At 65.8% G+C, this 25,905-nt stretch carries 10 protein-coding genes; 5 read left to right on the top strand and 5 right to left on the bottom strand.

Translation table 11 applies throughout. The features are described 5' to 3' along the window. The first annotated feature begins 17 nt into the window (after positions 1–17). Positions 18–2,858 carry a membrane-targeted effector domain-containing toxin gene (locus ACL9RJ_RS20995; RefSeq protein ID WP_422765624.1) on the top strand — a complete coding sequence of 947 codons (2,841 nt, stop codon included), beginning with the start codon at positions 18–20 and terminating at the stop codon, positions 2,856–2,858. Positions 2,859–2,900: 42 nt separating this feature from the next. On the opposite strand, the gene ACL9RJ_RS20990 is transcribed toward ACL9RJ_RS20995, so the two are convergent. From ACL9RJ_RS20990 to ACL9RJ_RS20975, 4 genes are all read right to left on the bottom strand, one after another. After that, complete coding sequence (locus ACL9RJ_RS20990) at positions 2,901–3,125, bottom strand: MbtH family protein (RefSeq protein WP_017125732.1); 225 nt, start codon at positions 3,123–3,125, stop codon at positions 2,901–2,903. Positions 3,126–3,209: 84 nt separating this feature from the next. Beyond that, entirely contained in the window at positions 3,210–4,622 is a 1,413-nt protein-coding gene (locus ACL9RJ_RS20985; RefSeq protein WP_177129755.1) for an aspartate aminotransferase family protein, read from the bottom strand. Between the two features lie 190 nt (positions 4,623–4,812). Beyond that, positions 4,813–6,138, bottom strand: a complete 1,326-nt coding sequence (locus ACL9RJ_RS20980; protein ID WP_177116417.1) for an ATP-binding protein — start codon at positions 6,136–6,138, stop codon at positions 4,813–4,815. Positions 6,139–6,140: 2 nt separating this feature from the next. Continuing rightward, positions 6,141–6,815 carry a response regulator gene (locus tag ACL9RJ_RS20975; RefSeq protein ID WP_017125730.1) on the bottom strand — a complete coding sequence of 225 codons (675 nt, stop codon included), beginning with the start codon at positions 6,813–6,815 and terminating at the stop codon, positions 6,141–6,143. Positions 6,816–7,041: 226 nt separating this feature from the next. On the opposite strand from ACL9RJ_RS20975, the gene dsbD reads away from it, so the two are divergent. The 4 genes from dsbD to ACL9RJ_RS20955 all read left to right on the top strand — a co-directional run bounded on the left by dsbD (position 7,042) and on the right by ACL9RJ_RS20955 (position 12,715). Then, positions 7,042–8,790 (top strand): protein-disulfide reductase DsbD, encoded by a 1,749-nt coding sequence (gene dsbD, locus ACL9RJ_RS20970; protein WP_017125729.1) that lies wholly within the window; start codon positions 7,042–7,044, stop codon positions 8,788–8,790. Then, on the top strand, positions 8,791–9,660 hold the full coding sequence (locus ACL9RJ_RS20965; protein ID WP_017125728.1) for a TlpA disulfide reductase family protein: 870 nt from the start codon (positions 8,791–8,793) through the stop codon (positions 9,658–9,660). Next, entirely contained in the window at positions 9,636–10,415 is a 780-nt protein-coding gene (gene dsbG, locus ACL9RJ_RS20960; RefSeq protein WP_017125727.1) for a thiol:disulfide interchange protein DsbG, read from the top strand. Before ACL9RJ_RS20965 ends, dsbG begins: the two co-directional genes overlap by 25 nt. 191 nt (positions 10,416–10,606) lie before the next feature. After that, positions 10,607–12,715: a hypothetical protein gene (locus tag ACL9RJ_RS20955; protein ID WP_422765623.1), complete on the top strand. Its 2,109-nt coding sequence runs from the start codon at positions 10,607–10,609 to the stop codon at positions 12,713–12,715. 135 nt (positions 12,716–12,850) lie between these two features. Here ACL9RJ_RS20955 and ACL9RJ_RS20950 read toward each other — a convergent pair whose 3' ends face one another. Beyond that, positions 12,851–25,864, bottom strand: a complete 13,014-nt coding sequence (locus tag ACL9RJ_RS20950; RefSeq protein WP_422765622.1) for a non-ribosomal peptide synthetase — start codon at positions 25,862–25,864, stop codon at positions 12,851–12,853. Positions 25,865–25,905: the final 41 nt, after the last annotated feature.

Below are 25,905 nucleotides of genomic sequence, written 5' to 3'. Positions count from 1 at the left end.
CACGAAAGGATTCCAGCATGTCTCCCAAAACACCGATTCGTCCTGGCGTACCCGTTACCGGCCAGGTCGATACGCCAGCAATCAGGCATCCCGAGATCAGTCCCGCGACACGCCCGCGCCTCCCCGGCAGCGGCAGCGGCAGCCCGGTACTGTCCGGCCCCCCCGGCCAGTTGCCCGCCGCCACACCGGCGGCGACTGCCGCCGCGCAGTCGCCCGGCGCGGCCCCGGTGGTCATCAGCAGCATCAGCGCTGCCGTTGCCAGTCTTCCGGCGCGGGGGCGCCCCTTGAGTGCTTACTCGAGGCCCGCGCCCAGGGGCCTGCCGCCCCCCGACAGCGATGGCTTTCGCGTGGTCCAGCAGCGCCAGTTCGTCAATCTCGAAGATGGCCGGGTCGTCATGGTCCGCTACGATGACAACGTCCGCTCCTACTGCGCCCAGACCCGGGAAGAACACCGGCCCTCGGGCCCGGCCCTGTACCGGGTCGAGGGCAGCGCTATCTGGAAGGAAAACAGCGCGGCCAGCCTGTTGCGCCAGTATCAGCTGTCCGTGAGACACCTGGCAGCGACGCTGCCCGGCACAAGCCCCGCGACGGCGGGCGGACGTCCCGAGGCCGGCGCCAACGACCAGGCGCTGCGACATTGCCGGGCACTGCTGCTGGCCGATGCCGGACGTTTCTTCAGGAGTCACCCGGTGCCCGAGCGCCCGCCGTTGTCCACACCGGGCGCCGCTGTGGACCCGCGAGCGCTGATCGAGACACTCTACCGAAACAGCGAAGGGGTGGTCCTCGGCGAAAACCTTACCGATGCGGGCAGCAAGCTGTTCCTGGTCACCCACATGGCGACGTTGGCTGAACAGGGCGTGCGCACGCTCTACCTGGAACGTCTGAGAACCGATGTCGAGCAGGTGCACCTGGATACCTTCCACAAATCCGGCACCCTGAGCAATGCCCTGGACGATCACCTGCGAACCCTCGATGGCGACTACGGCAATGCGCCCTCGGGCACCTGCAGCTACCACAACCTGATCAGCACCGCACGCGCCCACGGTATCCGGGTCCAGGCACTGGATTGTGCCGCGAGCGACTCCCTGCGTGTACTCGAGCCTGAAATGCTCAACCGGGCCACCGCCCTGAACTACCATGCCTGCCAGGTCATCCAGGCGGATCGGGTCGGTGGCCGCCAGGGCAAATGGCTGGCCCTGGTGGACATTCATCACGCCAAGGGTTATTCCCCTCAAGGCACGCCGGGACTGGCCCGTCTGCAAGGGGTGACGGCAGTGGAGGTCAACGACACCGTGAAAGGCCCCGCGATAGAGGCGGTTCCTGTTCCGCGGCTCAAGGCGGACGATCCGATGCGCCTCGTCATGCCTGACCTGAGGCTGTCCGTGAAACTGCCCTGGCGAGAGGCGCTTGAAATACCCCCGGCCTACCGCAAAGCACTGCGGGAGCGGATTCGCAACCCGGAAGAAATCGTGCGCAGAACCCACGTCCGGATCGGCGAACGGGCTGGAAACGAGGAAGGCATCAGTGACTTTCTGCGCCGCGCGCAACACCTGGAAGAGGCCAGCGCCGATTTTTTCCAGTGGTACAGCGGCAATCGCCACGGCCGACCGGAGATTCCCCAGCTACCGGCTGACAGCCCGTCGTCGCGGATCCTGGAAAGGCTCTATGAAAACAACACCGGGCTGGTACTGGGCGCTGAACGGGGGGCGACCACCGCGAGGAAGTTCCTGATCGACAACATGCAAACCCTGGCGGCACTGCAGGTGGAAAAACTCTACGTGCAGAGTCTGCTGACGGACCTCGATCAGCCTTTTATCGACAGCTTTCATACAACGGGCACCCTGCCCCGGGAGCTGGAAAATGCCCTTTTGTCCGAGGACCCGCTCTGGGCGCCTGGCGACAACGGCTACACACTGCGGCGCCTGCTGATCAGTGCCCGTGAGCACGGTATCAAGGTCCAGGCGCTCGACACGGCGACCAGCTACAGGAAAAGACTGGCGCCATACGACGCGCCCAGCTTCAACTACATTGCCCACAAGATTATCGACGACGATCAACAGCAGCAGGGTGATCACAAATGGCTGGCCCTGGTGCTGAATCTCTATGCCAGCAACGTCAGGGGAGTACCGGGCCTGGCGCAACTGCAAGGCGCACCGGGCCTGCGGATTGTCGCCATGGGACCAGGGGCCACCGCGCAGGTAAAAGCCGATCACGGCGAGATAGTGAGTGTGCATGATCGCCACGTCTACCTGCGTTCGGACCTGGTGCTGGAACTCGCCAGTGATGCCGCCCCCCCGGCACGGGCCGTGCAGAACCCCCGCAGTTGTCTGGGTTGGCGAGAAGGGAATGGACGAGACTTCCTGATTGAAAAACAGGGCGCCAATTTCATCCTGGTGCAGAAAAGTTATCAGATCGGTGGGGATGCCTATTTCGAGAAGGTCATCGAAGTAAAGGATGGCAAATACCTGATGCCACCAGGCGCCATCCGGCTCCAGAGCCTGCCCTACGACAGCCTCGCGGACCTGGTCTGGGGACTCAAGAGCGAGAACTATGTCCAGGTCGCCGAAATCCCTGGCGTCATTCCCGCGGTGCCGAGGCTCGACACCCATCCGCAGCTCCATCGGCCAGGCATGTTCCTCTTCGACGAAACCGCGAACGGCACCGTGCTCGTCCATCGCTCAAGGAATCGTGCATTGAGCGTGACGCCCGTCAAACGCAACCCGGCCGGCAAGCTGTACATCAGCCACGCACGCTGGGGTTACGACGAAACCAACCTGTTTGACAGCCTGGACGAAATTGGCCGTCATTTGATCCGGGATAATGGCATGACGCGCTATATCGCCCCCGCCGAGCGTTGAGGACCCGGCCCCCGTTCAGCCGTCTGCAACGGGGGCCATCGCTCAGCCAGCCAGGGCCTGGGCGTCCATCTTCTGGCGCAGGCTCAGTGGACGCATGTCGGTCCAGACCTCCTCGATGTATTCCAGGCACTCTTTCTTGAAGCCGCTCTTGCCCACGGTGCGCCAGCCGTTGGGGATGGCCTTGTAGTCCGGCCAGATGGAATATTGCTCCTCGTGGTTGACCACTACCTGAAAGAGGATGTCGTCGCGGTCAAATACTGAAGTCATTGCTGTTCTCCGTGAGAGTGGGGGTGAGGCTGCGCCCATCGCGCAGCCCCCGTGTAGATGAAAACGTGCGGAGCCGCCGGAAAATTAGACCGCGGCGACCGCCGCCGCCAGGGCGTTGCCAAAAATCCGCGCCACTTCGTCGACCTGGGCCGCGGTGATCACCAGCGGCGGCAGGAACCGCACCACGCCGCCGTGACGCCCGCCCAGTTCGAGGATCAGCCCGCGCTTGAGGCATTCGCGCTGGATCAGCGGAGCAAGACGTGGAAAGGCCGGCGGATGCCCCTGGGCATCCAGGGTGCCGCTCGGGTCGACCAGTTCGACGCCCATCATCAGGCCACGCCCGCGAATATCCCCCAGTTGCGGGAAGTCGCGCTGCAACAGGCGCAGGTGCTCGCCGAGGCGCTCGCCCATGGCCGCCGCGTGGGCCGGCAGATCGTGCTCCTTGAGATAACGCATCACCGCGGAACCGGCCGCCATGGCCATCTGATTGCCACGGAAGGTCCCGGCATGAGCGCCCGGGGCCCAGGTGTCGAGCCAGTCGCGATAGACCATGACCGCCAGCGGCAGGCTGCCACCAATGGCCTTGGACATCACCACCACGTCCGGGATGATGCCGGCGTGTTCAAAGGCGAACATCTTGCCGGTACGCCCGAAACCGCTCTGGATCTCGTCGACGATCAGCGCCACGCCGGCCTTTTCGGTGATCCGGCGCAGGCCGCGCAGCCAGTCCAGATCCGCCGGGATCATGCCGCCCTCGCCCTGCACCGCCTCGACGATGATCGCCGCCGGCAGTTGCACGCCGCCTTCGGGATCGTTCAGCAGGTTTTCCAGGTAGTGCAGGTTGACCTTCACCCCCTGCGCGCCGCCGAGACCGAACGGGCAGCGGTAATCGTAGGGATAAGGCAGGAACTGCACGCCATTGCCCAACAGGGCACCCAGCGGTTTTTTCGGCCCCAGGCTGCCCATCAGGCTCAACGCGCCCTGGCTCATGCCGTGATAGGCGCCCTGGAACGACAGGACGGTACTGCGGCCGGTGGCGGTACGCACCAGCTTGAGGGCCGCTTCCACCGCATCGGTGCCGGTCGGGCCGCAGAACTGGATCTTCGCTTCCTGGGCCAGGGCCTCGGGCAACAGGCCGAACAGGTCCTGGACGAACTGGTCCTTGACCGGCGTGGTCAGGTCGAGGGTGTGCAGGGGCAGTTCGTCGGCCAGCACCTGCTGGATCGCCTCGATCACCACCGGGTGGTTGTGCCCCAGCGCCAGGGTGCCGGCGCCGGCCAGGCAGTCGATGAAGCGTCGTCCCTCGACGTCTTCGACATACAGCCCCTTGGCCCGCTTCAGTGCCAGCGGGATACGCCGGGGGTAACTGCGAGCGTTGGACTCCTGGCGACTCTGCCGGGCCAGAAGCGGCGACTCCTCGAACTCATAGAGCGTTTCAACCGCTGACTGGCTGGGGCGGACCGGCGGCTTTTCGATAAGGCTGGTAGCGACTGACATCTCTCGATCCCTCAATACTCTGATGATATTGACCAAAACCCTGTTGCCGCACGCGCACGCGTGCAGACTTCGTGTTCAGGAAACGCACCAGCGTGTCGGGGATTTAGACCCGTCGGGCAGTTGGATGAGAAGTTTTTCCATCGGGTTCGCCAGCCTGGGCCGGCCAGCGGGATTTTTCGGGAGTTGCCCGTCACACCGCCTGCAAGGGCATGGTCAGCTCGACCCGCAGGCCATCCGGCCGGCTGTCGAAATGCAGGACGCAACCGCAGCGCTGGACGATCGCCTGGACAATCGCCAGCCCCAGGCCACAGCCGGTACTCTTGCCGTTGCGCCAGAAGCGTTGCGTCAGGTGCTGCAGATCATCCTCGGCGATCCCCGGACCATGGTCGCGGACCTGGAAACGCACGCGGTTGCCGATGGTTTCCACGTTCAGCTCCACCGGTGCATCCCCCGGCGTATGGCGCAAGGCGTTGTCCAGCAGGTTGCGCAAGGCGGCGATGGACAGGGTCGAGGGCATTTCCAGCGGCGCGGCCGAGCAATGCTCCGGCAGATGCAGCTCGATCCGCCGGCGGTCGCCAGTGGCCGAATCCTGGATCGCCAGGCGCGCCACCTGTTCGGCAGTGCACTGCACGCCATCGTCGAACGACAGGCTGCCTTCGACCCGCGCCAGCAACAGCAACTGCTCCAGGGTCCGGTGCAGGCGGTCGGCGCCGGCCTCGGCATGGGCCAGGGACTGATCGCGGGCGGCGCCTTCGGTCATGCGCGCCACCTGCAGGTGGGTCTTGATCGCGGTCAGCGGGCTGCGCAACTCATGGGCCGCGTCGCCGGTCAGCCGCCGCTCGCGCTCGATGGTCTTGCCGATGCGCTGGAGCAACTGGTTCTGGGTATCGAGCAACGGCTGCAACTCGCGGGGCAGCGGCTGCACCTGCAAGGGTTCGAGGGAATCAGGGCTGCGCCGCATCAGCGCGTCGCGCATCCGGTTGAGCGGTGTCAGGCCCTGGCCGAGTCCCAGCCAGAGCAGGCACAGGCAGCCGAGCAAGGCGACGCCGACCGGCACCGAGGCGGCCAGCAGGACCGACAGGTTCAAGGCCTCGCGCTCGACCTGGCGATCGGCGGTGGTGATATGGATATCGCCGCGGACCAGGGTGAAGGTGCGCCAGGGCGCGCCGTCGATCATCTGGTCATGGAAACCGACGTTCTGCGCTTCCAGGTCCTGTTCGGGGTTGTTGTGACTGCGCGCCAGCACTTCCCCGCGCAGGGAACTGACCTGGCAGGCCATGCCGCCGCTGATATTCAACTGTTCGGAGCTGAAATGCGTGCTCCCGTCCTGGCCCGACATCGGCGGCAACTGCTCCAGCAGCCCGGCCACCATGCGCGCCGACGCCACCAGGCGCTGGTCGAGGGAGAACATCATCTGATGGCGCAGGTCGCTGAGCATCCAGGTCGCGGCCAGGGCCCAGATCAGGATGAAGGCCGAACCGATGGTCAGGCTCAGGCGCAGGCGCAGGCTCATCATGCTTACAGCTCTCCGTCACCCGCCGGGCCCAGGCGGTAACCCAGGCCGCGGACGGTCTCGACAATGCCGTTGCCCAGCTTGCGGCGCAAATGGTGGATATGCACGTTCAGGGCGTTGCTTTCCAGCTCGTCGCTGAAGCCATAGACGCTGTCTTTCAGCTGCTCGCTGGAAAGCACCCGGCCACGGTTGTGCAGCAGGGCCTGCAACAGCGCCTGCTCGCGCCGCGAGAGGTCCACCGACTGACCGTTGAGGGTGGTGACGCGGCTGCTCGGGTCGTAGCTCAACGGGCCGTGCTCGATCAGGTTGACACTGCGTCCGGCCACCCGGCGCAGCAGCGTCTGCAGGCGGGCGAAGAGTTCGCGCAGGTCGAACGGCTTGAGCAGGTAGTCGTCGGCACCGGCCTGCAGGCCGTCGACCCGGTCGGTCACCGAGTCGCGGGCGGTAAGGATCAGTACCGGCAGTTCCAGGCCCTTGCTGCGCAACTGGGTGAGTAGTTTCAGGCCGTCTTCGTCGGGCAGGCCGAGATCGAGGACCATCACGTCGAACTCCGCCGCGCGCAGCATGGCCCGCGCGGCGGATGCCGTGGCCACGTGCTCCACGGTCATGCCCTGGGCGGTCAGGCCGGCAACGATGCCGCTGGCAATCAACTCGTCGTCTTCGCAAACCAGTACGTGCATGGGAATACCTGTGCAAATGTGTCCATTGGGACACAGATGGATTAAGCCGCGATTATGCCGCCAACGGAACAAGGATAGGTAACCGCAGGTCCAGTGGCGAGCGGCGCGCCCCTACGTTGCCCAGGAAGCGCGTCAGCAGGCAGGCACTCGACGGGGCATGGGTTAATGATCGGTTAATCGCTGCCCAGCAGTCTTGCCTGACAGGTTCCTGCATTAAGGTTTTTTCATGCGTTGGTTATTCACCCTGGTTTTTCTGCTGCTCGCCGGGCTGGCCCAGGCCGGCAATGACCCGTTCGCGGTCAAGAAGCCGGATTTCCCCCCTGCCGGCAAGGTCTTCATCTTCAGCTCCGAGAAGCTCGACTCCGGCCAGACCCGGCTGTACTGGCAGATCGCTGACGGTTATTACCTGTATCAGAAACGCCTGAAATTCGACGGCCTCGATCCGGCCCAGCGGCCTGCCCTGCCTGAGGCGCAGTCCCACAGCGACGAGTTCTTCGGCGAGCAGCCGGTCTATCGTGGCGAACTCGAACTGCTGGTGCCGGCCGGCGCCAGCGGCCAGGTCACGGTTGGCTGGCAAGGCTGCGCAGATGCCGGGCTGTGTTATCCACCGCAGAGCATGGTGGTCGACCTGGGCGGAAAAACCACCCAGGTGGCGGCCGGACAGGCGCAGGGGCTGGCACAGGACCAATCCCTGGCCAGCGGCCTGAGCCAGCATGCGCTGGGCTGGAGCCTGCTGGCGTTCTTCGGCCTGGGCCTGCTGCTGGCCTTTACCCCTTGCACCCTGCCGATGCTGCCGATCCTCGCCGGCCTGGTGGTCGGCAGCGGTGCCAGCCCACGGCGCGGCTTCGCCCTGGCGGGCAGCTATGTGATCAGCATGGCGCTGGTCTATGCCGCGCTGGGCGTGGTCGCGGCCCTGCTGGGCGGCAACCTGCAGGCCTTCCTGCAACAGCCCTGGCTGCTGGGCAGTTTCGCCGCGTTGTTCGTGGTGCTGGCCCTGCCGATGTTCGGTGTCTTCGAACTGCAACTGCCCGGCGCCCTGCGCGACCGCCTGGAACGTGCCGGCCAGGGCCGGCGCGGCGGCAGCCTGGTGGGTGCCGGGATCATCGGCGCGCTGTCCGGGCTGATGGTCGGGCCGTGCATGACCGCGCCGCTGGCCGGTGCCCTGCTGTATATCGCCCAGAGCGGCAACGTCCTGCTCGGCGGGCTGGTCCTGTTCAGCCTCGGCATCGGCATGGGCCTGCCACTGTTGCTGCTGGTGACCGTGGGCAATCGCTTCCTGCCCAAGCCGGGGGCCTGGATGGACCGGGTCAAGGCGATATTCGGCTTCCTGTTCCTCGGCACCGCGATCCTGATGATTCGCCCGGTGGTCAACGAGTCGCTGTGGCTCGGCCTGTGGGGCGCCCTGGCCCTGATCGTCGCCTGCTGTGCCTGGCGGCTGTCCCGCGAACCCGGGCGCTGGGCGCTGCCGGCCAGTTGCCTGGGCCTGCTGCTGGGCCTCTGGGGCGGCCTGCTGGTGATCGGTGCCGCCGGCGGCGGCAGCGATCCGTGGCGCCCGTTGCAGGTGTACACCGGCTCCGCGGCGGGTGCCGGCAACGCGGCGAGCCATGCAGCCTTCGTCACGGTCAAGGACCCGGCGGCCCTGCAACGCGAGCTGGACAGCGCCAGGTCCCAGGGCCAGTGGACACTGGTGGACTACTACGCGGACTGGTGCGTGTCGTGCAAGATCATGGAGAAAACGGTGTTCGGCAAGGCCGAGGTGATGAGCGCCCTGCGCGATGTACGACTGGTGCGCCTGGACGTGACCGACGACAATGCCGCCAGCCGCGAACTGCTCGGCCGCTTCGAAGTGCCCGGTCCACCGACCCTGCTGTGGATAACCCCCGATGGCGTCGAGCACCGGGCCGGCCGCATCACCGGTGAAGTCGATGCCACCGGATTCCTGCAAAACTGGAACAGCACACGGGATGCCCGCTAAATGCTTACCCTGACCCTAGGTACTTTCGCCCTCTCGATCAACCACCTGCTGTTGCTGCTGGCCCTCGCCCTGGCGACGCTGGTCGGCTGGCGGGTGGCCAGGCGCGGCGGCGATAACCCGGAGTCGGTGCTGTTCAGCCTGTTCCTGCTGGCGATGCTGGCGGCCCGCGGCGGTTTCGTGATCGCCTACTGGAGCTACTTCCGCAACGATCCGCTGCAGGTCCTCGATATCCGCGATGGCGGTTTCCTGCTCTGGCCCGGCCTGCTGGCCCTGCTGGTCGGCGCCCTGGCCTGGTGCTGGCGGCGTCCGGCGCTGCGCAAGCCGCTGGGCTTCGGCCTCGGCAGCGGACTGGCCTTCTGGCTGCTGGCGACCCTGTCGACCACCCTCTACGAGCAGGGCTCGCGCCTGCCGGACATCACCCTGGTCAACGCCGAAGGGCAGACCGTGCACCTGACCGACTATCAGGGCGGGCCGCTGGTGATCAACCTCTGGGCTACCTGGTGCCCGCCGTGCCGGCGGGAAATGCCGGTGCTGCAAAAGGCCCAGCATGAACGCCAGGACGTGACCTTCCTGTTCGTCAACCAGGCCGAAAGCATGCAGAGCGTGACCACGTTCCTCATGACCCAGGGCCTGAACCTCAACAACGTGCTGTTCGACGGCAGCGGCCAACTGGCCCGCACCGTCGGTTCCATGGCCCTGCCCACCACCCTGTTGTACAGCGCCGACGGCCGCCTGCTCGGCAGCCACCTGGGCGAACTGTCCGAGGCCAGCCTGGCCCGGGTCCTGGAAAACTTCGGCCCACCCCACTCCAATACGGCCTCATCGGCCCCAGCAAGGAAACCGCTATGTCCTTCAACCGCCGCCTGCTGAACCTGAGCCTGAGCACCGCCCTCGGCGCGTTGCTGCTGCAGGTGCCCGTGTCCCAGGCCGAGGAATTGCCCGCGCCAATCAAGAGCATCGAGGCCAAGGGCGCCAGGATCGTCGGCAGCTTCGACGCCCCCGGTGGCCTGCGTGGCTATGCCGCCCAGTATCAGAACCGGGGCATGGCCCTGTACCTGACCCCCGATGGCAAGCATGTGATCGCCGGCAACCTGTACGACGCCGACGGCAAGGACCTGAGCCAGGCACCGTTGCAGAAACTGGTGTATGCGCCGATGTCCAAGCAGGTCTGGGGACAGATGGAACAGAGCAACTGGATCGAGGACGGCAAGAAGGATGCACCGCGCATCGTCTATCTGTTCAGCGACCCGAACTGCCCGTACTGCAACATGTTCTGGGAGCAGGCACGGCCTTGGGTCGATTCCGGCAAGGTGCAACTGCGGCACATCATGGTCGGGATCATCCGCGAAGACAGCGCGGCCAAGGCCGCCGCCCTGTTTACCGCCAAGGACCCGCAACAGGCCCTGCACGACCACGAGAAGGCCGGCAAGGGCAGTTCGCTCAAGCCGCTGGCGACGATTCCGAAAGAGATCCAGGCCAGGCTCGATGCCAACATGAAGCTGATGGAAGACCTGGAACTGGCGGCCACACCATCGATCTTCTACCTCGACGACAACGGTGACCTGCAACAGCAGCAGGGCGCGCCGTCGGCGGACAAGCTGGTGAAGATCCTCGGGCCGAAGTAACCATCCCACGGGCCGGACGATCGCTCCCCTGCCCAGGTGGGAGCGATCGCCAGCAGGCCGCCTCGCGGTCGGTCTCTCCCACGCATTGCCTGTCCATTGTCCGGCCATGACTGTCGGCAAGGCACAAACGACAGGCAACGGCGCACTCCCTAAGCTGTGACTTCACTCAGTCGCAACGCTCAAGGAGAGCCATGTCGCTCAATATTTACCTGGCGCAGATACGCCATATCCCACGCTCCCGCGCCCCGTCGTTCGCCGATCATCTGGAACCCATCTGGGCAGAGGCCGGCCAGGTGCCGAGCATGGAGTCCAATGGCCCCCTCATCGTCATCAGCCAGGGCTGTATCGACTACTGGCCACTCAACAATCTCGAGAATCCCGGCGAGCTGCATCTGCTGGCCTACGGTCCGACGCGCGAACTGCTGGGCCAGAAGCTGCTGAAACTGGGCGACCAGAAGCTGGTTTCCCTGCACATCGAGAATACCGAGTGGCTGGTCTTCCTGGATGGACAACACGGCCGCCACACCCGGGGCCGCTCGATCCTGCAGGAAACCGCGGAAGATACCCACCAGTACTTCTGGATCATCAATACCCGCAGCGATGCCGCCCTGGCCTGGGGCGACGCCAGCCCGACGGCGACCCTGGAACCCCTCGCCGCCAGCAGCCAGCAGATCTGGGTCGTCGACAATATCGGCGCCATCTTTACCGGCCGGGGCAATCGACGCCTGTCGGCGGTGCCGGACCATGCCGGGACTCCGTCGCTGCGCCTGGTGGAAAGCGACGAAGCGGGCCATGACCAGTGGAACATCGACCGCCAGGGCAGCATCCGCTCGTTCAGCAATGACCTGGCCTGGACGCAGACCGGCGAACGGACCGTGGAACTGGCCGAGTACTCCGCGTCCCTGGCAGAACGCCAGGAATGGTTTTTCAAGCCCTACATCGTTTCGCCTTTCACCCACGACAATCAGCTGGCGCAGTTGCTGCCCGAGCAGCCCTTCTACCTCGGCAGCGGCAAGCACGAGGGCTCCAGGCTGTTACTCAACGCCTCGCGCCTGCAACTGGTATCGCTGGAGGATCCCCGGGAGCTGGAAGGCGCCTGGCGATACGAACAGGAAAAACTGATCGATCTCGCCAGCGGGCTGGCCCTGACCGCCAGAGCCGGCAACATCCACCTCGCAGCTCCCGATCCGGCGGATGCCCATCAGAACTGGTACATGAGCACCGACGGTTACCTGATCCAGCCCCTGTCAGGAAAGGTACTCGAGTTCGAAAACGGGCGGATCGGGCTGGTGGAATATGACACGCTGCGTGCCGAACGCCTGTACTGGCGGATCCACCCTATCCGCCAGCGCCGCGCCACCGACGTGGTCTTTCAACCCAAGCCATTGGGCTACATCAGCAAGCTGTCGGTCACCGTCACTATCGCCAACGTCTTCTGGGGCGGCACTTCGGACAAGATCATGATGACCCTGACCTCCCTCGACAAAGCCGTGCGCCTGTTCGACGCGCCCTGCGCGGGCGACTCGGTCACCGTCGATATCGATATCCAGGCGATGTTCGGCAAGCCCAGGATCCCGATGCGCGATGTGCATACGATCCTGTTCTACCAGGAGTCGAGAGCCGAATCGGGGGGCAACGACCAGTGGAAGCTGGAATCGATCCTGCTGAAAGCCAACGACCGCTACCTGAACGACTCGCTGCGCAGCATCAATCGCTGGGTTTCGCCGCCCTACCGTTCCGCCCATATTTCCTGGGGCAGTACGATTTCCTGGTGCAACTGGCGGGATATCCGCTACAACCGGCACATAGACTTCAACGGCCAGACCTACCCGGTGACGCTGATGCCCTATATCGGCGACCTGAAAGCCTGGCGCAACTACGACCCGTCCAGCATCGACGGCGTCGGGCAATTGATCGGCATGAACAATGGCCGGCTGATCGGCGAGATCCTGAAAACCCGCGACTGCGAAGCCCTCAGGCCCAATGACGACAACAACAGCTACACCTGGGTATTCACCCCGGAGGGGTCGATCATCTACCGGCTCTGGAATCACGACGACAGTGCCGGCTATGTCCGCCACAGCCAGTTGGGGAACGGCAGGCCGGTGATCTGCGCGGGCGAATTCAGGGTCGAGAGACGAGCGGATATCGATGGTGTGGTGGATGTCATCGCCATGGTGAACGACGCCTCGGGCCATTACAAACCCGATGGCGGCGCCTGCCTGGGCTCGGTCGAGGAGAAGCTCAAGGCATTGGGCATCCCCACCGACAGCATAAAGTGGTCCTACAAGGAGAAGTGACAAGGCGCGTTTGATCGTTCCCACGCTCCTGCGTGGGAATGCCTCACTGGACGCTCTGCGTCCGCTTTGGATCTGTGACGCGGAGCGCCACGGGCTGCATTCCCACGCGGAGCGTGGGAACGATCATCGGCCCTTCTACAAGTCTTCCAGCTCCGCCATCAGGTCGCTCAGGCGATCGACTTTCTCCTCGTTGATCTCATTGGCCGCCAGCCCGTCGATATAGCCGGCCAGTTCCTCCACCGTGCTGCATTCGAACATCGCCCGCAGCGGCACATTGCGTTGCAGGGTCTTCTGCACCCGTGAAGCAATCTGCGTCGCCAGCAACGAATGGCCGCCCAGTTCGAAGAAGTTGTCCAGCACCCCGACCCGCTCGACCTTCAGCACCTCAGCCCAGATCGCGGCAAGGGTGTGTTCCAGCTCGTTGCGCGGCGCCAGATAGTCCTGGCCGTGCAACTGGCCGATCTCCAGGTCCGGCAACGCCTTGCGGTCGAGCTTGCCGTTGGCGTTGAGCGGCAGGCGCTCCAGCCACAGCCAGTGCAACGGCACCATGTACTCCGGCAATGCCGCCCGCAGTCGCTGCTTGATCCGATCCAGGCCTTCACCCGGATTCAAAGCGGCGTCGGCCGCCACCAGATAGCCCACCAGATGCTTGCCGTTGACGCCTTCCTGGACGCTGACCGCCGCCTCGCGGACTTCCGGCTGCTCGTGCAGGCGGGCTTCGATTTCCCCCAGTTCGATGCGGTAACCGCGAATCTTCACCTGATGGTCGATCCGGCCGACGTACTCCAGCACGCCGTCGCTGCGCCGACGCGCCAGGTCGCCGGTGCGATACAGCCGCTCGCCCGCCGCGCCGAACGGATTGGGCACGAATACCTGGGCCGTGCGCAGCGGATCGCCGACATAACCACGACCGACACCGGTACCGGCCACGCACAACTCACCCACCGCGCCCAGCGGCACCAGTTCATCGGCCCCCGCGAGCAGGTACAGACGGTTGTTGTCGGTCGGCGTGCCGATCGGCAGGTAGCTGCCGCGGGTCGAGGCCAGGTCGACGCGGAAGAACGCCACGTCGTCCGAACATTCCGCCGGGCCATAGGCGTTGACCAGGCCGACCTGTGGATAACGCAACAGCCACTGGTGCGCCAGCTCCGGCGGCATCGCCTCGCCGGTCGGCAGCATCCAGCGCAGGCCGTCGAGGCTGACCCGTTCCTGGGCCAGCATGCCCTGGATCAGCGACGGCACGCTCTCCAGCACCGTGATCCGCTGCTGCCGGACATGGGCCAGTAAGCCTTGCGGGTCATGGGCGATGGCATTCGGCACGATATCCACACGGGCCCCGAACAACGGTGCGGCGAGGAACTGCCAGACCGAAATATCGAAGCTCTGCGAGGCCGTCTGGGCAATCACATCGGTTTCGTCCAGTGTCAGGTACGGCACCTTGCTCAACTGGTTGTTGAGCATGCCGCGCTGCTCGACTATCACCCCCTTGGGCAGGCCGGTGGAACCGGAGGTGTAGATCACGTACGCGAGGTTGTCCGGCGCACTCTGGATTCCCGGGTTGGACAGCGGGTAGGCACCCTGCTGGACCTCTTCCCACACCAGCAGTTGCGGGCGCGCGCCGCTCAGTTCGTCAAGCAGCGCCGTGGCCTGGGCACGGCACGCGGCAGTGCAGACCAGCACGGGCGTGCGGCTCAGCTCGATGATCCGGCCCAGGCGCTGGCCCGGCAAGCCAGGGTCCAGCGGCAGGTAGCCGGCGCCGGCCTTGAAGCTGCCGACGATCATCGCCAGCAGGTCGAGGCCGCGCTCGGCCAGCAGGGCCACCGGCTGGTCGAAACCGACACCGGCCGCGACCAGGGCATGGCCCAGGCGGTTGCCGCACTGGTTCAACTGCTCATAGCTGTATTGCCGGTCCAGGCAGGTCGCGACGATCCGTTGCGGATGCGCGGCCACCCGTGCCTCGAACAATGCCGCGTAACTCTGTTCCAGCGGATAGTCACGGGCACTCTGGTTGCAGCCTTCGAGCAGGAAATCGCGTTCTTCGGCGCCGAGCAGCGGCAACTCATCCATGTCGCCATGGAAACCCTCCACCAGCGCCAGCAGCAGGCGCTTGAACTCGCCCAGCAGACGCTCGACGCTGCTCGCCTCGAAGTAACGCTGGTCATAGGACAGGTGCAGTCCCAGGTCATCGCCCGGATAACAGACCGCGGTCAGCGGGAAGTTGGTATGAGTGCGGCCCGAATCCGAGGTCGCATTGAGGCTCTGCGCCCGGTCCAGCACCGAGACTTCCACCGGGGCGTTCTCGAACACGAACAGGCTGTCGAACAGCGGCTGACCCTTGGGCAGTTCGCTGTTTTCCTGGATCGTCACCAGCGGCAGATACTCGTACTCGCGCAGCTCCATATTGCGTTCGAGCAAGCCGCTGAGCCAACTGCGCACGCTGCAGCCGGCGCCGTCTTCCGGCAGTTTCACCCGCAGCGCGATGCTGTTGATGAACAGCCCGACGGTACGCTGCATCTGCGGCATCTCCACCGGACGACCGGCCACGGTGACCCCGAACAACACATCGCGATCACCGCTGAAACGGCGCAGGACCAGGGCCCAGGCCGCCTGGGCGAAGGTGTTGACGGTCAACTGGTGCTGCTGCGCCAGTTCCCGCAGCCGCGCGCCGTCACGGGGATCGAGACGGGTGTAGCGGTCGCCCACCACCATGCCGCCGCTTTCCCCGGCATGCTCACGCAGGAACGGCCGGTCGCTGGGGATATGGGTGGTGCGTTCGAAGCCTTGCAGGTTGTGTTTCCACCACTGCTTCGCCGCGGCCAGGTCCTGCCGTTGCAGCCAGCCGATATAGTCGCGGTAGCGCGGCGGCACGGCCAGTTGCGCTTCACGCCCTTCGCCGAGGGCGGTGTAGATCTCGAAGAAATCGTTCATCAGCAACGAACGGCACCAGGCATCGATCAGGATGTGGTGGTTGCTCATCATGAACCAGTAGCGTGCCGCGCCGACCTTGATCAGGCGCAGGTGGAAGGGCGCCTCGCGCAGCAGATCGAAGCCGGCCTCGCGCTCGCTCTTGAGCAGGCTCTGCAGACGGGGCTCCTGCTGGTCCTCGGGCTCGGCGCTCCAGTCCAGGTATTCGATCGGCGTGCTGCCCGGCTTGTGGATAACTTGCAGCATGTCCTCGCCGACGTTCCAGCAGAACGACGCACGCAAGGCTTCATGGCGAGCGATCACCGCCTGCCAGGCCTGGGCGAAACGCTGCGGATCGAGCTCGCTGTTGATCCGGTAGCGGTCCTGCATGTAGTACAGGCCGGTGCCCGGCTCCAGCAGGGTATGGAGCAACAGGCCCTCCTGCATCGGGGTCAGCGGATAGACGTCCTCGATCTGGCTGGCAGCCACCGGCAGCGCATCGAGTTGCCCCTGGGTCAGGCGCGCCAGCGGGAAGTCCGAGGGCGTCAGGCCGCCGGCATCGTCGCGCAGGCAATGCTCGACCAGGCTGCTCAGTTCGCCCAGGTAGGCGTCCGCCAGCTCGGCCACGGTGCTGCTGTCGAAACGCTCGCGACTGAAGGTCCAGCGCAATACCAGCTCACCGCCATAGACCTGGCTGTCGATGCTCAACTCGTTGGGCAACGGCGCCTCGGCCGCATGGGCCTCGCCCGCCGACTCTTCCAGCGGACGGAACAGCGCGTCATCGCCGAAGCTCTGGTCGAACTGACCGAGGTAGTTGAAGGTGATCGGCGCCACCGGCAGGGCCGCCATGGCCGCGCGCAGCGACGGTTCGGCCAGGTAGCGCAGCACGCCATGGCCCAGGCCCTTGTGCGGCACCCCGCGCAGTTGCTCCTTGATGGCCTTGATCGAGTCGCCCTGCCCCGCGGCTTCCTCGATATTCAGCGGGGTCAGGCGTACCGGATAGGCGCTGGTGAACCAGCCGACGGTGCGGGTCAGGTCGATCTCGTCAAACAGGGTTTCCCGGCCGTGGCCTTCCAGTTGCACCAGCGCCGACGGCTGCCCGGTCCAGCGGCAGACCACCCGCGCCAGGGCGGTCAGCAACAGGTCGTTGACCTGGGTGCGGTAGGCGCTCGGGGCCTGTTGCAGCAAGGCACGGGTCCGGGACGCATCGAGACGGACGCTGAGGGTCTCGGCATGACGATTCTGCCGCCCGCCCTGCGGACGCTCGCAGGGCAGTTCGAGGTCCGGTCCGGCCAGTTGCGCCTGCCAGCCCGCCAGCTCTTCGCGCAGCGACTCGCTGCCGGCATAGGCCTGCAGGCGGTCCGCCCAGTCACGCAGGGAACTGGTCTTCGCCGGCAATTGCGGCGCCTGACCGGCCAGCAGTTGACGGTAGGCGGTCTGCAGGTCGTCCAGCAGGATGCGCCAGGACACCCCGTCCACCACCAGGTGATGAATCGCCAGCAGCAGGCGTTGTTCGCCCTGCGGCCCGTCCACCAGCAAGGCCCGGAGCAACGGCCCCTGTTGCAGGTCGAGGCTGCGCTGGGTCTCGCTGAACAGGGCCGGGCACTGCGTCATCGCCGCGATGCGCACCTGTTGCAGCAACGGCGTCACGTCCGGCGCCCGGTATTCGGCTCGCCAGTTGCCCGCTTCGCCGGTAAAACTCAGGCGCAAGGCGTCGTGATGGACCAGCAGTGCCGCCAGGGCCTGCTCCAGCGCGTGGGGCTCGAGGGCCCGCACCGGTGCCAGGACCAGCGCCTGGTTCCAGTGCTGGCGCTGGGGAATCTCGCTGTCGAGGAACCAGTGCTGGATCGGTGTCAGGCTGCTGGCACCGCTGAGCAGGCCTTGCTCGGCGCTGATCCGCTCGCTGCGGGTTGCCACCGCCGCCAGGCTCTGCACGGTCTGGTGCTGGAACAGGTCGCGGGGGCTGAAGTGAATACCCAGCTGGCGGGCCCGGCTGACCACCTGGATCGACAGGATCGAGTCGCCCCCCAGTTCGAAGAAATTATCGTTGAGCCCGACCTGGCCGACGTTCAGTACTTCACACCAGATCCCGGCCAGGCTTTGCTCCAGCTCGTTGCTCGGCGCCACATAGTGCTGGCGGTTGAGCTCCGGGTCCGGCGCCGGCAAGGCACGCCGGTCGAGCTTGCCATTGGCGGTCAGCGGCATGCTCGCCAGCAGGATCAGGTGGGTGGGCACCATGTAGTCCGGCAACTGGCTTTTCAGGTGTGCCTTGAGCGCTTCACGCAGTTCGACCTGCCGCTCTTCCTCCCGGGTCGCCACATCGCTGACCAGGTAAGCGGCCAGTTGCTTGCCACCGGGGGCATCCAGCGCCAGGACCACGGCCTCGCGAATCGCCGGGTGGTCCAACAGGCGGGTTTCGATTTCCCCCAGTTCGATGCGGAAACCGCGGATCTTCACCTGATGGTCGATGCGCCCGAGGTATTCCACCAGGCCGTCGGCGCCCTGGCGGACCAGGTCGCCGGTGCGGTACAGGCGGGCGCCATCGCCGGCAAACGGATCGGCGACAAAACGCTCGGCGGTGATTCCCGGACGCTGGTGATAACCCTGGGCCAGGCCGGCGCCGCCGACATACAACTCGCCGGTGGCGCCTTGCGGCACCAAGGCCAGGTCGGCATCGAGGATATAGGCCACACGGGCACCGATCACCCGGCCGATCGGGACGCTGGCCGCGCCCTCTTCCAGTTGTTCGGGTGCCAGGCTGGCCAGTGGCATGACCACGGTTTCGGTCGGGCCATAGGCGTTGAAGAACAGGTTCGGCTGGAAGGCCGCGCGAATCCGTTGCAGGTGCTCGCCGGTCAGCGCTTCGCCGCCGGTGATGCACATGCGTACCGGCAAGGTCTGCGCCTGGGTCGCCAGCCACTGGGCCAACTGGCTGCCGTAGCTCGGGGTAAAACCGAGGATATTGACCTGCTGCTCACGGATCAGCTGGCAGATTTCCTCGGCATCCCACTGCCCCTGGGCCCGCAGCACCACCCGGGCGCCGCTCAGCAACGGCACCAGCAGACGCTCGGTGGCGGCGTCGAAGTTGATCGAATAGAAATGCAGTTCGCAGTCATCGGGCTGCATGTCGAAGCGGCGGATCACCGCCTGGCAATGCATGGCGATCTCACCGTGGGAGACCACCACGCCCTTGGGCTTGCCGGTGGAACCGGAGGTGTAGATCAGGTACGCCTGGTGCTGGGGCAGGCTGATAAACGGCAGCTCGTCGCACGGGTACCCGGCCAGGGCCGGACCGTCCTGCTCCAGGCACCACTGCGCGACACCCGCCGGCAACGGACCCAGGGCCTCGAGCAACGCGGCATTGCTCAGGAGCAAGCCGATGCCGCTGTCTTCGATCATGTAGTTGAGGCGATCCAGCGGGTATTCCGGGTCCAGCGGCACGTAGGCGCCGCCGGCCTTGAGAATCGCCAGCAGGCCGATAACCATTTCCAGCGACCGCTCCAGTGCCAGGCCGACCCGCACCTGCGGGCCCACGCCCTGCTCGCGCAGGCGCCAGGCCAGGCGATTGGCCCGGGCATCGAGTTCGGCATAGCTCAGGGTCTGGCCGGCAAAGGTCAGTGCCGGCGCCTGTGGCCGGGCTTCGGCCTGCTGGCTGAACAGGCGGTGGATGCACTGGTCGAGCCGCTGTTCGCCGTCTTCCGCCCCCAGGCTGGCAAACAGCGCCTGCTGTTCGTCGGCCTGCAACAACGGCAACTCGCTCAGGCGCTGCCGCTGGTCGCCGATCAGGGCCTCCAGCAGGTTGCGCCAGTGTCCGGCCATGCGCGCGATGCGCGGTTCGTCGAACAGGTCGGTACTGTAGGTCAGGCAGCAACCCAGGCGGTGGTCGAGGTCGGTGACTTCCAGGTTGAGGTCGAACTTGGTCGCCCGGGCATCGTTGACCAGGTATTCGACTTTCATCCCACCCAGGCTGCGGCTCTGCTGGAACTCCCAGCGCTGGACGTTGCACATCACTTGGAACAGCGGGTTGTAGGCGGCGCTGCGAGGCGGTTGCAGGGCTTCCACCAGATGATCGAACGGCAGGTCCTGATGGGACTGGCCTTCGATCACGGTGTGGCGTACCTGCTCGAACAACGCCTCGACACACATCTGCCCGTCGAGCTGGCAGCGCAGCACCTGGGTATTGAGGAAGGCGCCGATCAGGCCCTCGCTTTCCGGCCGGATCCGGTTGGCCACCGGCGCGCCGATACGCAGGTCGGTCTGGCCGCTGTAGCGATAGAGCAGCACGGACAACGCGGCGGTCATGGTCATGAACAGGGTCAGGCCATGTTGCGCGTTGAACGCCCGGACCCGTGCCGCCAGCTCGTCGCTGAGGTCGAAGCGGTACAACTCGCCACGATGACTCTGTACCGCGGGCCGTGGGCGGTCGCCCGGCAATTCGAGCAACGGATGTTCGTTGCCCAGTTGCGCGGTCCAGTAGTCCAGCTGGCGCTGGCGCTCGCCGGACTCCAGCCACTGGCGCTGCCAGACGCTGTAGTCGAGGTACTGCACCGGCAACGGCGGCAGCGGCGACTCGCGCCCGTCGATAAACGCCTCGTAGAGCGCACTCAGTTCGCGGGCGAAGATATCCATCGCCCAGCCTTCGGTGACGATGTGGTGCAGGGTCAGGACAAAGTAATGCTCCTGCTCCCCGGCCTTGACCAGGCAGGCCCGCAGCAACGGTCCGCTCTCCAGGTCGAACGGCAGGTGCGCTTCGCTGTCGGCCAGTTGTTGCACACGTTGCTCGCGCGCCTCGCGATCAAGGGCCGAGAAATCCTTCCAGGCCAGGCGGATACCGGTCTCGGCGGCCACCCGCTGGTGGGCCACGCCATCGATGCTCGGGAAGGTCGTGCGCAGGGTTTCATGGCGCAGGATCAACGCCTGCAATGCGGCCTCGAAACAGGCCACATCGAGCACGCCGGTAAACCGCGCCATGCCGCCGACGTTATAGGCCGGACTGTCCGGCTCCATCTGCCAGAGGAACCACATGCGCTGCTGGGAATAGGACAACGGCACCAACTGGCTGCGGTCGACGGTGCCGATCGCCGATTGCGGGTTGCGCCGGCCGGACAGCTGGATCAGGCGGACCTGCTCGGCGAACGCGCCCAGTTCCGGGGCCTCGAACAACACCCGCAACGGCAGCTCGACATCGCAGGCCTGGCGGGTGCGGGAAATGATCTGGGTCGCCAGCAGCGAATGGCCGCCGAGGGCAAAGAAATCATCGCCCAGGCCGACGCGTGGCTGGCCCAGCACTTCACGCCAGATCGCGGCAATCTGCTGCTCCAGCGCCGTGCCCGGCTCGATATGCTCGCGCACCTGCCACTGCGGCTCGGGCAGGGCCTTGCGGTCCAGCTTGCCGCTGGGGCTCAGGGGCATGGCGTCCAGGCGCATCAGTTGCGCCGGCACCATGTATTCCGGCAACTGCGCCGCCAGGGCGGCCTTGAGCAGGGCAGCCTGGACGTCATCGGTTTGCGTCGCCTCGGGACTGGTGTAGTAGCCTATCAGTTGCCCGCCGGCAGCGGTCTGGCGCACCAGCACCACCGCCTGGGCGACACCGTCCAGGGCCAGCAGGCGCGCTTCGATTTCCTCCGGCTCGACCCGGAAGCCACGCAGCTTGACCTGCTGGTCCAGGCGACCGAGGTATTCCAGCACACCATCGGCACCCCAGCGAACACGGTCACCGGTGCGGTACAGGCGTTCGCCCGCCGCCCCCAGCGGATCGGCGACAAAACGCTCGGCGGTCAGCCCGGCACGTCCCAGGTAACCACGGGCCAGACCGATGCCACCGATGCACAATTCACCCGGCACGCCGCTGGGCAGCGGGTTCAGGTCGGCGTCGAGGACCCGACATAGCACGTTGCCCAGGGGCCGGCCGATCGGCGAACGCTCGCCATCGGCCAACTGGCAATGCCAGTGGGTGACGTTGATCGCGGTTTCGGTCGGGCCGTAGCGGTTGTGCAACCGCACCTGCGGCAATTGCTCCAGCACCCGGTTACGCAGCTCGGCGGGCAACGCCTCGCCACCGCAGAACAGCCGTCGCAGACTGGCACACTGCGCCACCTGTGGCTCATCGATAAACAGTTGCAGCAGCGGCGGCACGAAGTGCAGCGTGGTTACGCCAAAGGCCTGCACCAGTTGCGCGATGCGATACGGGTCGCGGTGTTCGCCGGGACCGGCGAGCACCAACTTGCAACCGGTGATCAGCGGCCAGAAACACTCCCACACCGAAACGTCGAAACTGATCGGCGCCTTCTGCATCAGCACGTCGCTGGCGTCGAGGGCGTAAGTCGCCTGCATCCATTGCAGCCGCTCGGCCAGGGCCGCGTGGGTATTGCCGACGCCCTTGGGCTGGCCGGTGGAACCGGAGGTGTAGATCACATAGGCCAGGTTGTCGCCATGCAGGTGCAGGCCCGGGGCCTGGCTCGGCCAGTTGTCGAGCTTGAGCAGGTCCATCGCCACGGCGCTGACGCCGGCGCTCACCGGCAGGTCGTCGAGCAGATGGCTCTGGGTCAGCAGCAATTCGACACCGCTGTCGGCGAGCATATAGGCCAGGCGTTCGCGAGGATAATCCGGATCCAGCGGCACATAGGCACCGCCGGCCTTGATGATCGCCAGCAAGCCGACCAGTAACTGTGGTGAACGTTCGGCGGCAATCGCCACCGGCACATCCGGACCGACGCCCTTGTCGCGCAGATAGTGGGCCAGGCGATTGGCCTGGGCATGCAGCTCGGCAAAGTCGAGGCTGCCGCCCTCCCACAACAGGGCAATGCGTTCCGGGGTCAGCAGCGCCTGCCGGTTCAAGAGCTCGGGCAGCCACTGGCGGGCTTCGGCACACGGCGCGACGCTCCACTGGCGTTGCTGTTGCTGTTCAGCCGCGGTCAGCAACGACAGGTCGCCAATGGCCTGTTGCGGCTGGCTCGTGACCTGCTGCAGCAGGCTGACGAAATGCCCGGCTAGGCGCGCGATGGTCGCCTCGTCGAACAATTCGTCGGCGTAGTCGAAAGCCAGACTCAGGCGGCCATTGCGATCTTCCTCGCTGTGCAGTTGCAGGTCGAACTTGGCCTCGCGGCTGTGCCAGGGCAGTTCGTCGGCCAGCAGCCCCGGCAGGCGGCGCAAGGCACCGAGGTCGCGCTGCTGGTGGTTGAACATGACCTGGAACAGGCCCTGCTCGCGAGCCTCGGGGAAGGCTTCGAGCAGTTGTTCGAACGGCAGGTCCTGGTTGGCCTGGGCCTCCAGGGTCGCCTGGCGGGTTTGTGCCAGCAGGTCGGCGAACGGCAGGCGCGGGTCCAGCTCGGCACGCAGTACCAGGGTATTGATAAAGAAGCCGATCAGCCCCTGGGTTTCCAGGCGCGGGCGGTTGGCGCTCGGTACGCCGATGCGGATATCGCGCTGGCCGCTGTAGCGGTGCAGCAGGCTCTGGAACGTCGCCAGCAACAGCATGAACGGCGTCGCCTCGCAGGCCTGGGCGGCCTCGCGCACCGCCTGGCTGAGCGGGGCATCCAGGCGCAGGTTCAGGCGCGCTGCGCTGTGGCGTTGCTGTGCCGAACGCGGATGATCGGTAGCCAGATCGAGCGTCGGTTGCTCGGCGCCCAGGTGCGTTTTCCAGTACGCCAGCTGGCGCTGGCTTTCGCCCTGGGCCAGCCACTGGCGCTGCCAGCTGCCGTAGTCGGCGTACTGCAACGGCAACGGCGCCAGTTCGGCGACCTGGCCCTGGGCAGCCGCCGCGTACAGCCGGGAGAATTCGTCGATAAGGATATTCAGCGACCAGCCATCGGCAATGATGTGGTGCATCGTCACCAGCAACTGGTGTTCCTGGTCGTCCAGGCGCACCAGGGTCACCCACAGCAGCGGCCCCTTCTCCAGGTCGAACCGGGTGTGGGCTTCATCCTCGCGGATCTGCCGGGCGCGGGCCTCACGCTGCTCCGCCGGCAGGTCGCCGAGATCGATCAGTTGAAGTTCGAACGCGACATGGGCCTCGACCCGTTGCAGGGCCTGCCCATCGCGCTCGTGGAAACGCGTGCGCAGGGATTCGTGGCGTTCGATCAGTTGCTCGAAGCTGCTGCGCAGCGCCGCTTCGTCCAGCTCGCCGCGCAGGCGCAAGGCACCGGGAATCGTGTAGGCGCTGCTGTCGGGATCCAGTTGCCAGAGGAACCACAAGCGGTTCTGGGCCAAGGACTGCGGCAGATCTTCATGGCGCGACAAACGCGCGATAGCACCCTGGGCCAGCCCGCCGTCCTGTTGCTGGAGCGCCACCTGGGTGGCGAACGCGGCCAGGGTCGGCGCCTCGAACAACAACCGCAGGTTCAATTCGATGCCCAGCTCTTCACGCAACCGGGCAACCACCTGGGTCGCCAGGATCGAGTTGCCGCCCAGCAGGAAGAAATGGTCGTCGCCGGCAATCTGCCGCAGTTGCAACTGTTCGCACCAGATCCGTCCGATCAGGCCCTGCAGATCATCGACAACCGCCTCGGCCACCTCGCCTTGGGCAGTGGCCTGGTCGGGGAACAGCGCATAACTGTCGAGGCTGCCATCGGCCAGCCGGTTGCGGCAGGCGGAACGTTGCAACTTGCCGCTGGAGGTCTTCGGCAAGGCCCCCGGATTGAGCAGCACCACCACGCTGGGCGCTTCCTGGCAGGCCTCGGCCACGGCCTGGCGGATGGCCTTGATCAGGGCTTCGGCAGGCAGGATCTTCTGCACGCTGCGGCTGATCTCGGCGGCGATGCCGATGCCTTCCTGACCGTCGCGAGTGACGGCAAAGGCGGCAACCCGGCCCTTGCGCACCACTTCCACTTCGCGCTCGACGGTTTGCTCTATGTCCTGGGGGTAGAGGTTGTGCCCACGCACGATCAGCATGTCTTTCAGGCGCCCGGTGATGTACAGCTCACCCTCGCGCAGGAAGCCCAGGTCGCCGGTGCGCAGCCAGGTGCGGCCGTCATGCCGGACAAAGGTCTTGGCCGACGCCTCGGGGTTGCGCCAGTAACCCTGGGCAATGCTCGGGCCGGCGGCCCAGACCTCGCCGACGTGGTTGTCGCCGAGTACCTGCAAGGTGTTCGGCTCGACCACCCGCACCGCGTGCTCGGGCTGGCTGGTGCCACAACTCATGATCGGACTGCCCGCGCCCTGCTCCGCGCGGTTCTGCGCGAGCGCCGCCTCATCCAGGCGCAACGCCGCAATTCCCCGGCCACGCTGGCCACCGGCAACGAACAGGGTGGCTTCCGCCAGGCCATAGGACGCGAAATAGCTCTGCTCGCGGAAACCGCACGGCGCGAACTTCTCGGCGAAACGTTCGAGGGTGTCGAAGCGGATCGGCTCGGAACCGGAATAGGCCACGCGCCAGCCGCTCAGGTCGAGCCGGGCCAGGGCGCTTTCGCTGACCCGCTCGCTGCACAGCCGATAGGCGAAATCCGGCCCGCCGCTGATGGTTCCGCCGTACTCGCTGATCGCCTCCAGCCAGCGCAACGGGCGGCCGAGGAAATACGCCGGCGACATCAGCACACAAGGCACGCCACTGAAGATCGGTTGCAGCAGGCCGCCGATCAGGCCCATGTCGTGGTACAGCGGCAACCAGCTGACGATCACGTCGTCGGGATTGAGATCGATACCGAAGCCGTGGCGGATCAGCAATTCGTTGGCGACCAGGTTGCCGTGGCTGACCTGCACGCCCTTGGGCAACGCGGTGGAGCCGGAGGTGTATTGCAGGAAGGCGATGTCATCCGGCTGTACCCCGGGTTCCTGCCAGGCAGCGGCCAACCCGCTGTCGAGGGTATCGACACAGAGCAGTTGCGGCGCACCGGCGGCCGACAGTTCGTCCATCTGCAACAATGGCTCGCGCAGGTCGGCGCTGGTCAATACCAGGCGCGGCTCGGCATCGGCGATGATCGACAGCAGGCGTTCCTGGTGATGACGACGGGTCGACTCCGGCGGATAGGCCGGTACCGCGATCACCCCGGCGTATAGGCAACCGAAGAACGCCGCGACATAGTCCGGGCCGCTGGGGAACAACAGCACCGCACGGTCGCCCAGCCGCGCATCGGCCTGCAGGGCCGCGGCGATGGTGCGGGCCCGCAGGTCCAGATCCCGATAACTGAGGACCGCGCCCTGCTCCTTGTCTTCGGCGAGAAAACGCAGCGCCACCCGATCCGGAGTCTGCAGCGCACGGCGTTGAAGGGCCTGGGCCAGGGTATTGGGGAGTTCGAACGCGTCCATCATGGGGATTCCTGCCTGGAGTCGGCTAGCAAATTGAATTCTTG

Origin of the sequence: Pseudomonas sp. Mn2068 (assembly GCF_049319725.1) — a bacterium.
GTDB classification, from domain to species: Bacteria; Pseudomonadota; Gammaproteobacteria; order Pseudomonadales; family Pseudomonadaceae; genus Aquipseudomonas; species Aquipseudomonas gingeri.
This window is presented reverse-complemented; position numbering and strand designations above follow the sequence as displayed.

What these genes read in the sequence shown, in the direction of transcription:
- ACL9RJ_RS20995 (WP_422765624.1), top strand. Translation starts at nt 18, where the DNA reads ATGTCTCCCAAAACACCGATTCGTCCTGGCGTACCCGTTACCGGCCAG.
- dsbD (WP_017125729.1), top strand. Translation starts at nt 7,042, where the DNA reads ATGCGTTGGTTATTCACCCTGGTTTTTCTGCTGCTCGCCGGGCTGGCC.
- ACL9RJ_RS20980 (WP_177116417.1), bottom strand. Translation starts at nt 6,138, where the DNA reads ATGATGAGCCTGCGCCTGCGCCTGAGCCTGACCATCGGTTCGGCCTTC.
- ACL9RJ_RS20955 (WP_422765623.1), top strand. Translation starts at nt 10,607, where the DNA reads ATGTCGCTCAATATTTACCTGGCGCAGATACGCCATATCCCACGCTCC.
- dsbG (WP_017125727.1), top strand. Translation starts at nt 9,636, where the DNA reads ATGTCCTTCAACCGCCGCCTGCTGAACCTGAGCCTGAGCACCGCCCTC.
- ACL9RJ_RS20975 (WP_017125730.1), bottom strand. Translation starts at nt 6,815, where the DNA reads ATGCACGTACTGGTTTGCGAAGACGACGAGTTGATTGCCAGCGGCATC.
- ACL9RJ_RS20985 (WP_177129755.1), bottom strand. Translation starts at nt 4,622, where the DNA reads ATGTCAGTCGCTACCAGCCTTATCGAAAAGCCGCCGGTCCGCCCCAGC.
- ACL9RJ_RS20990 (WP_017125732.1), bottom strand. Translation starts at nt 3,125, where the DNA reads ATGACTTCAGTATTTGACCGCGACGACATCCTCTTTCAGGTAGTGGTC.
- ACL9RJ_RS20950 (WP_422765622.1), bottom strand. Translation starts at nt 25,864, where the DNA reads ATGATGGACGCGTTCGAACTCCCCAATACCCTGGCCCAGGCCCTTCAA.
- ACL9RJ_RS20965 (WP_017125728.1), top strand. Translation starts at nt 8,791, where the DNA reads ATGCTTACCCTGACCCTAGGTACTTTCGCCCTCTCGATCAACCACCTG.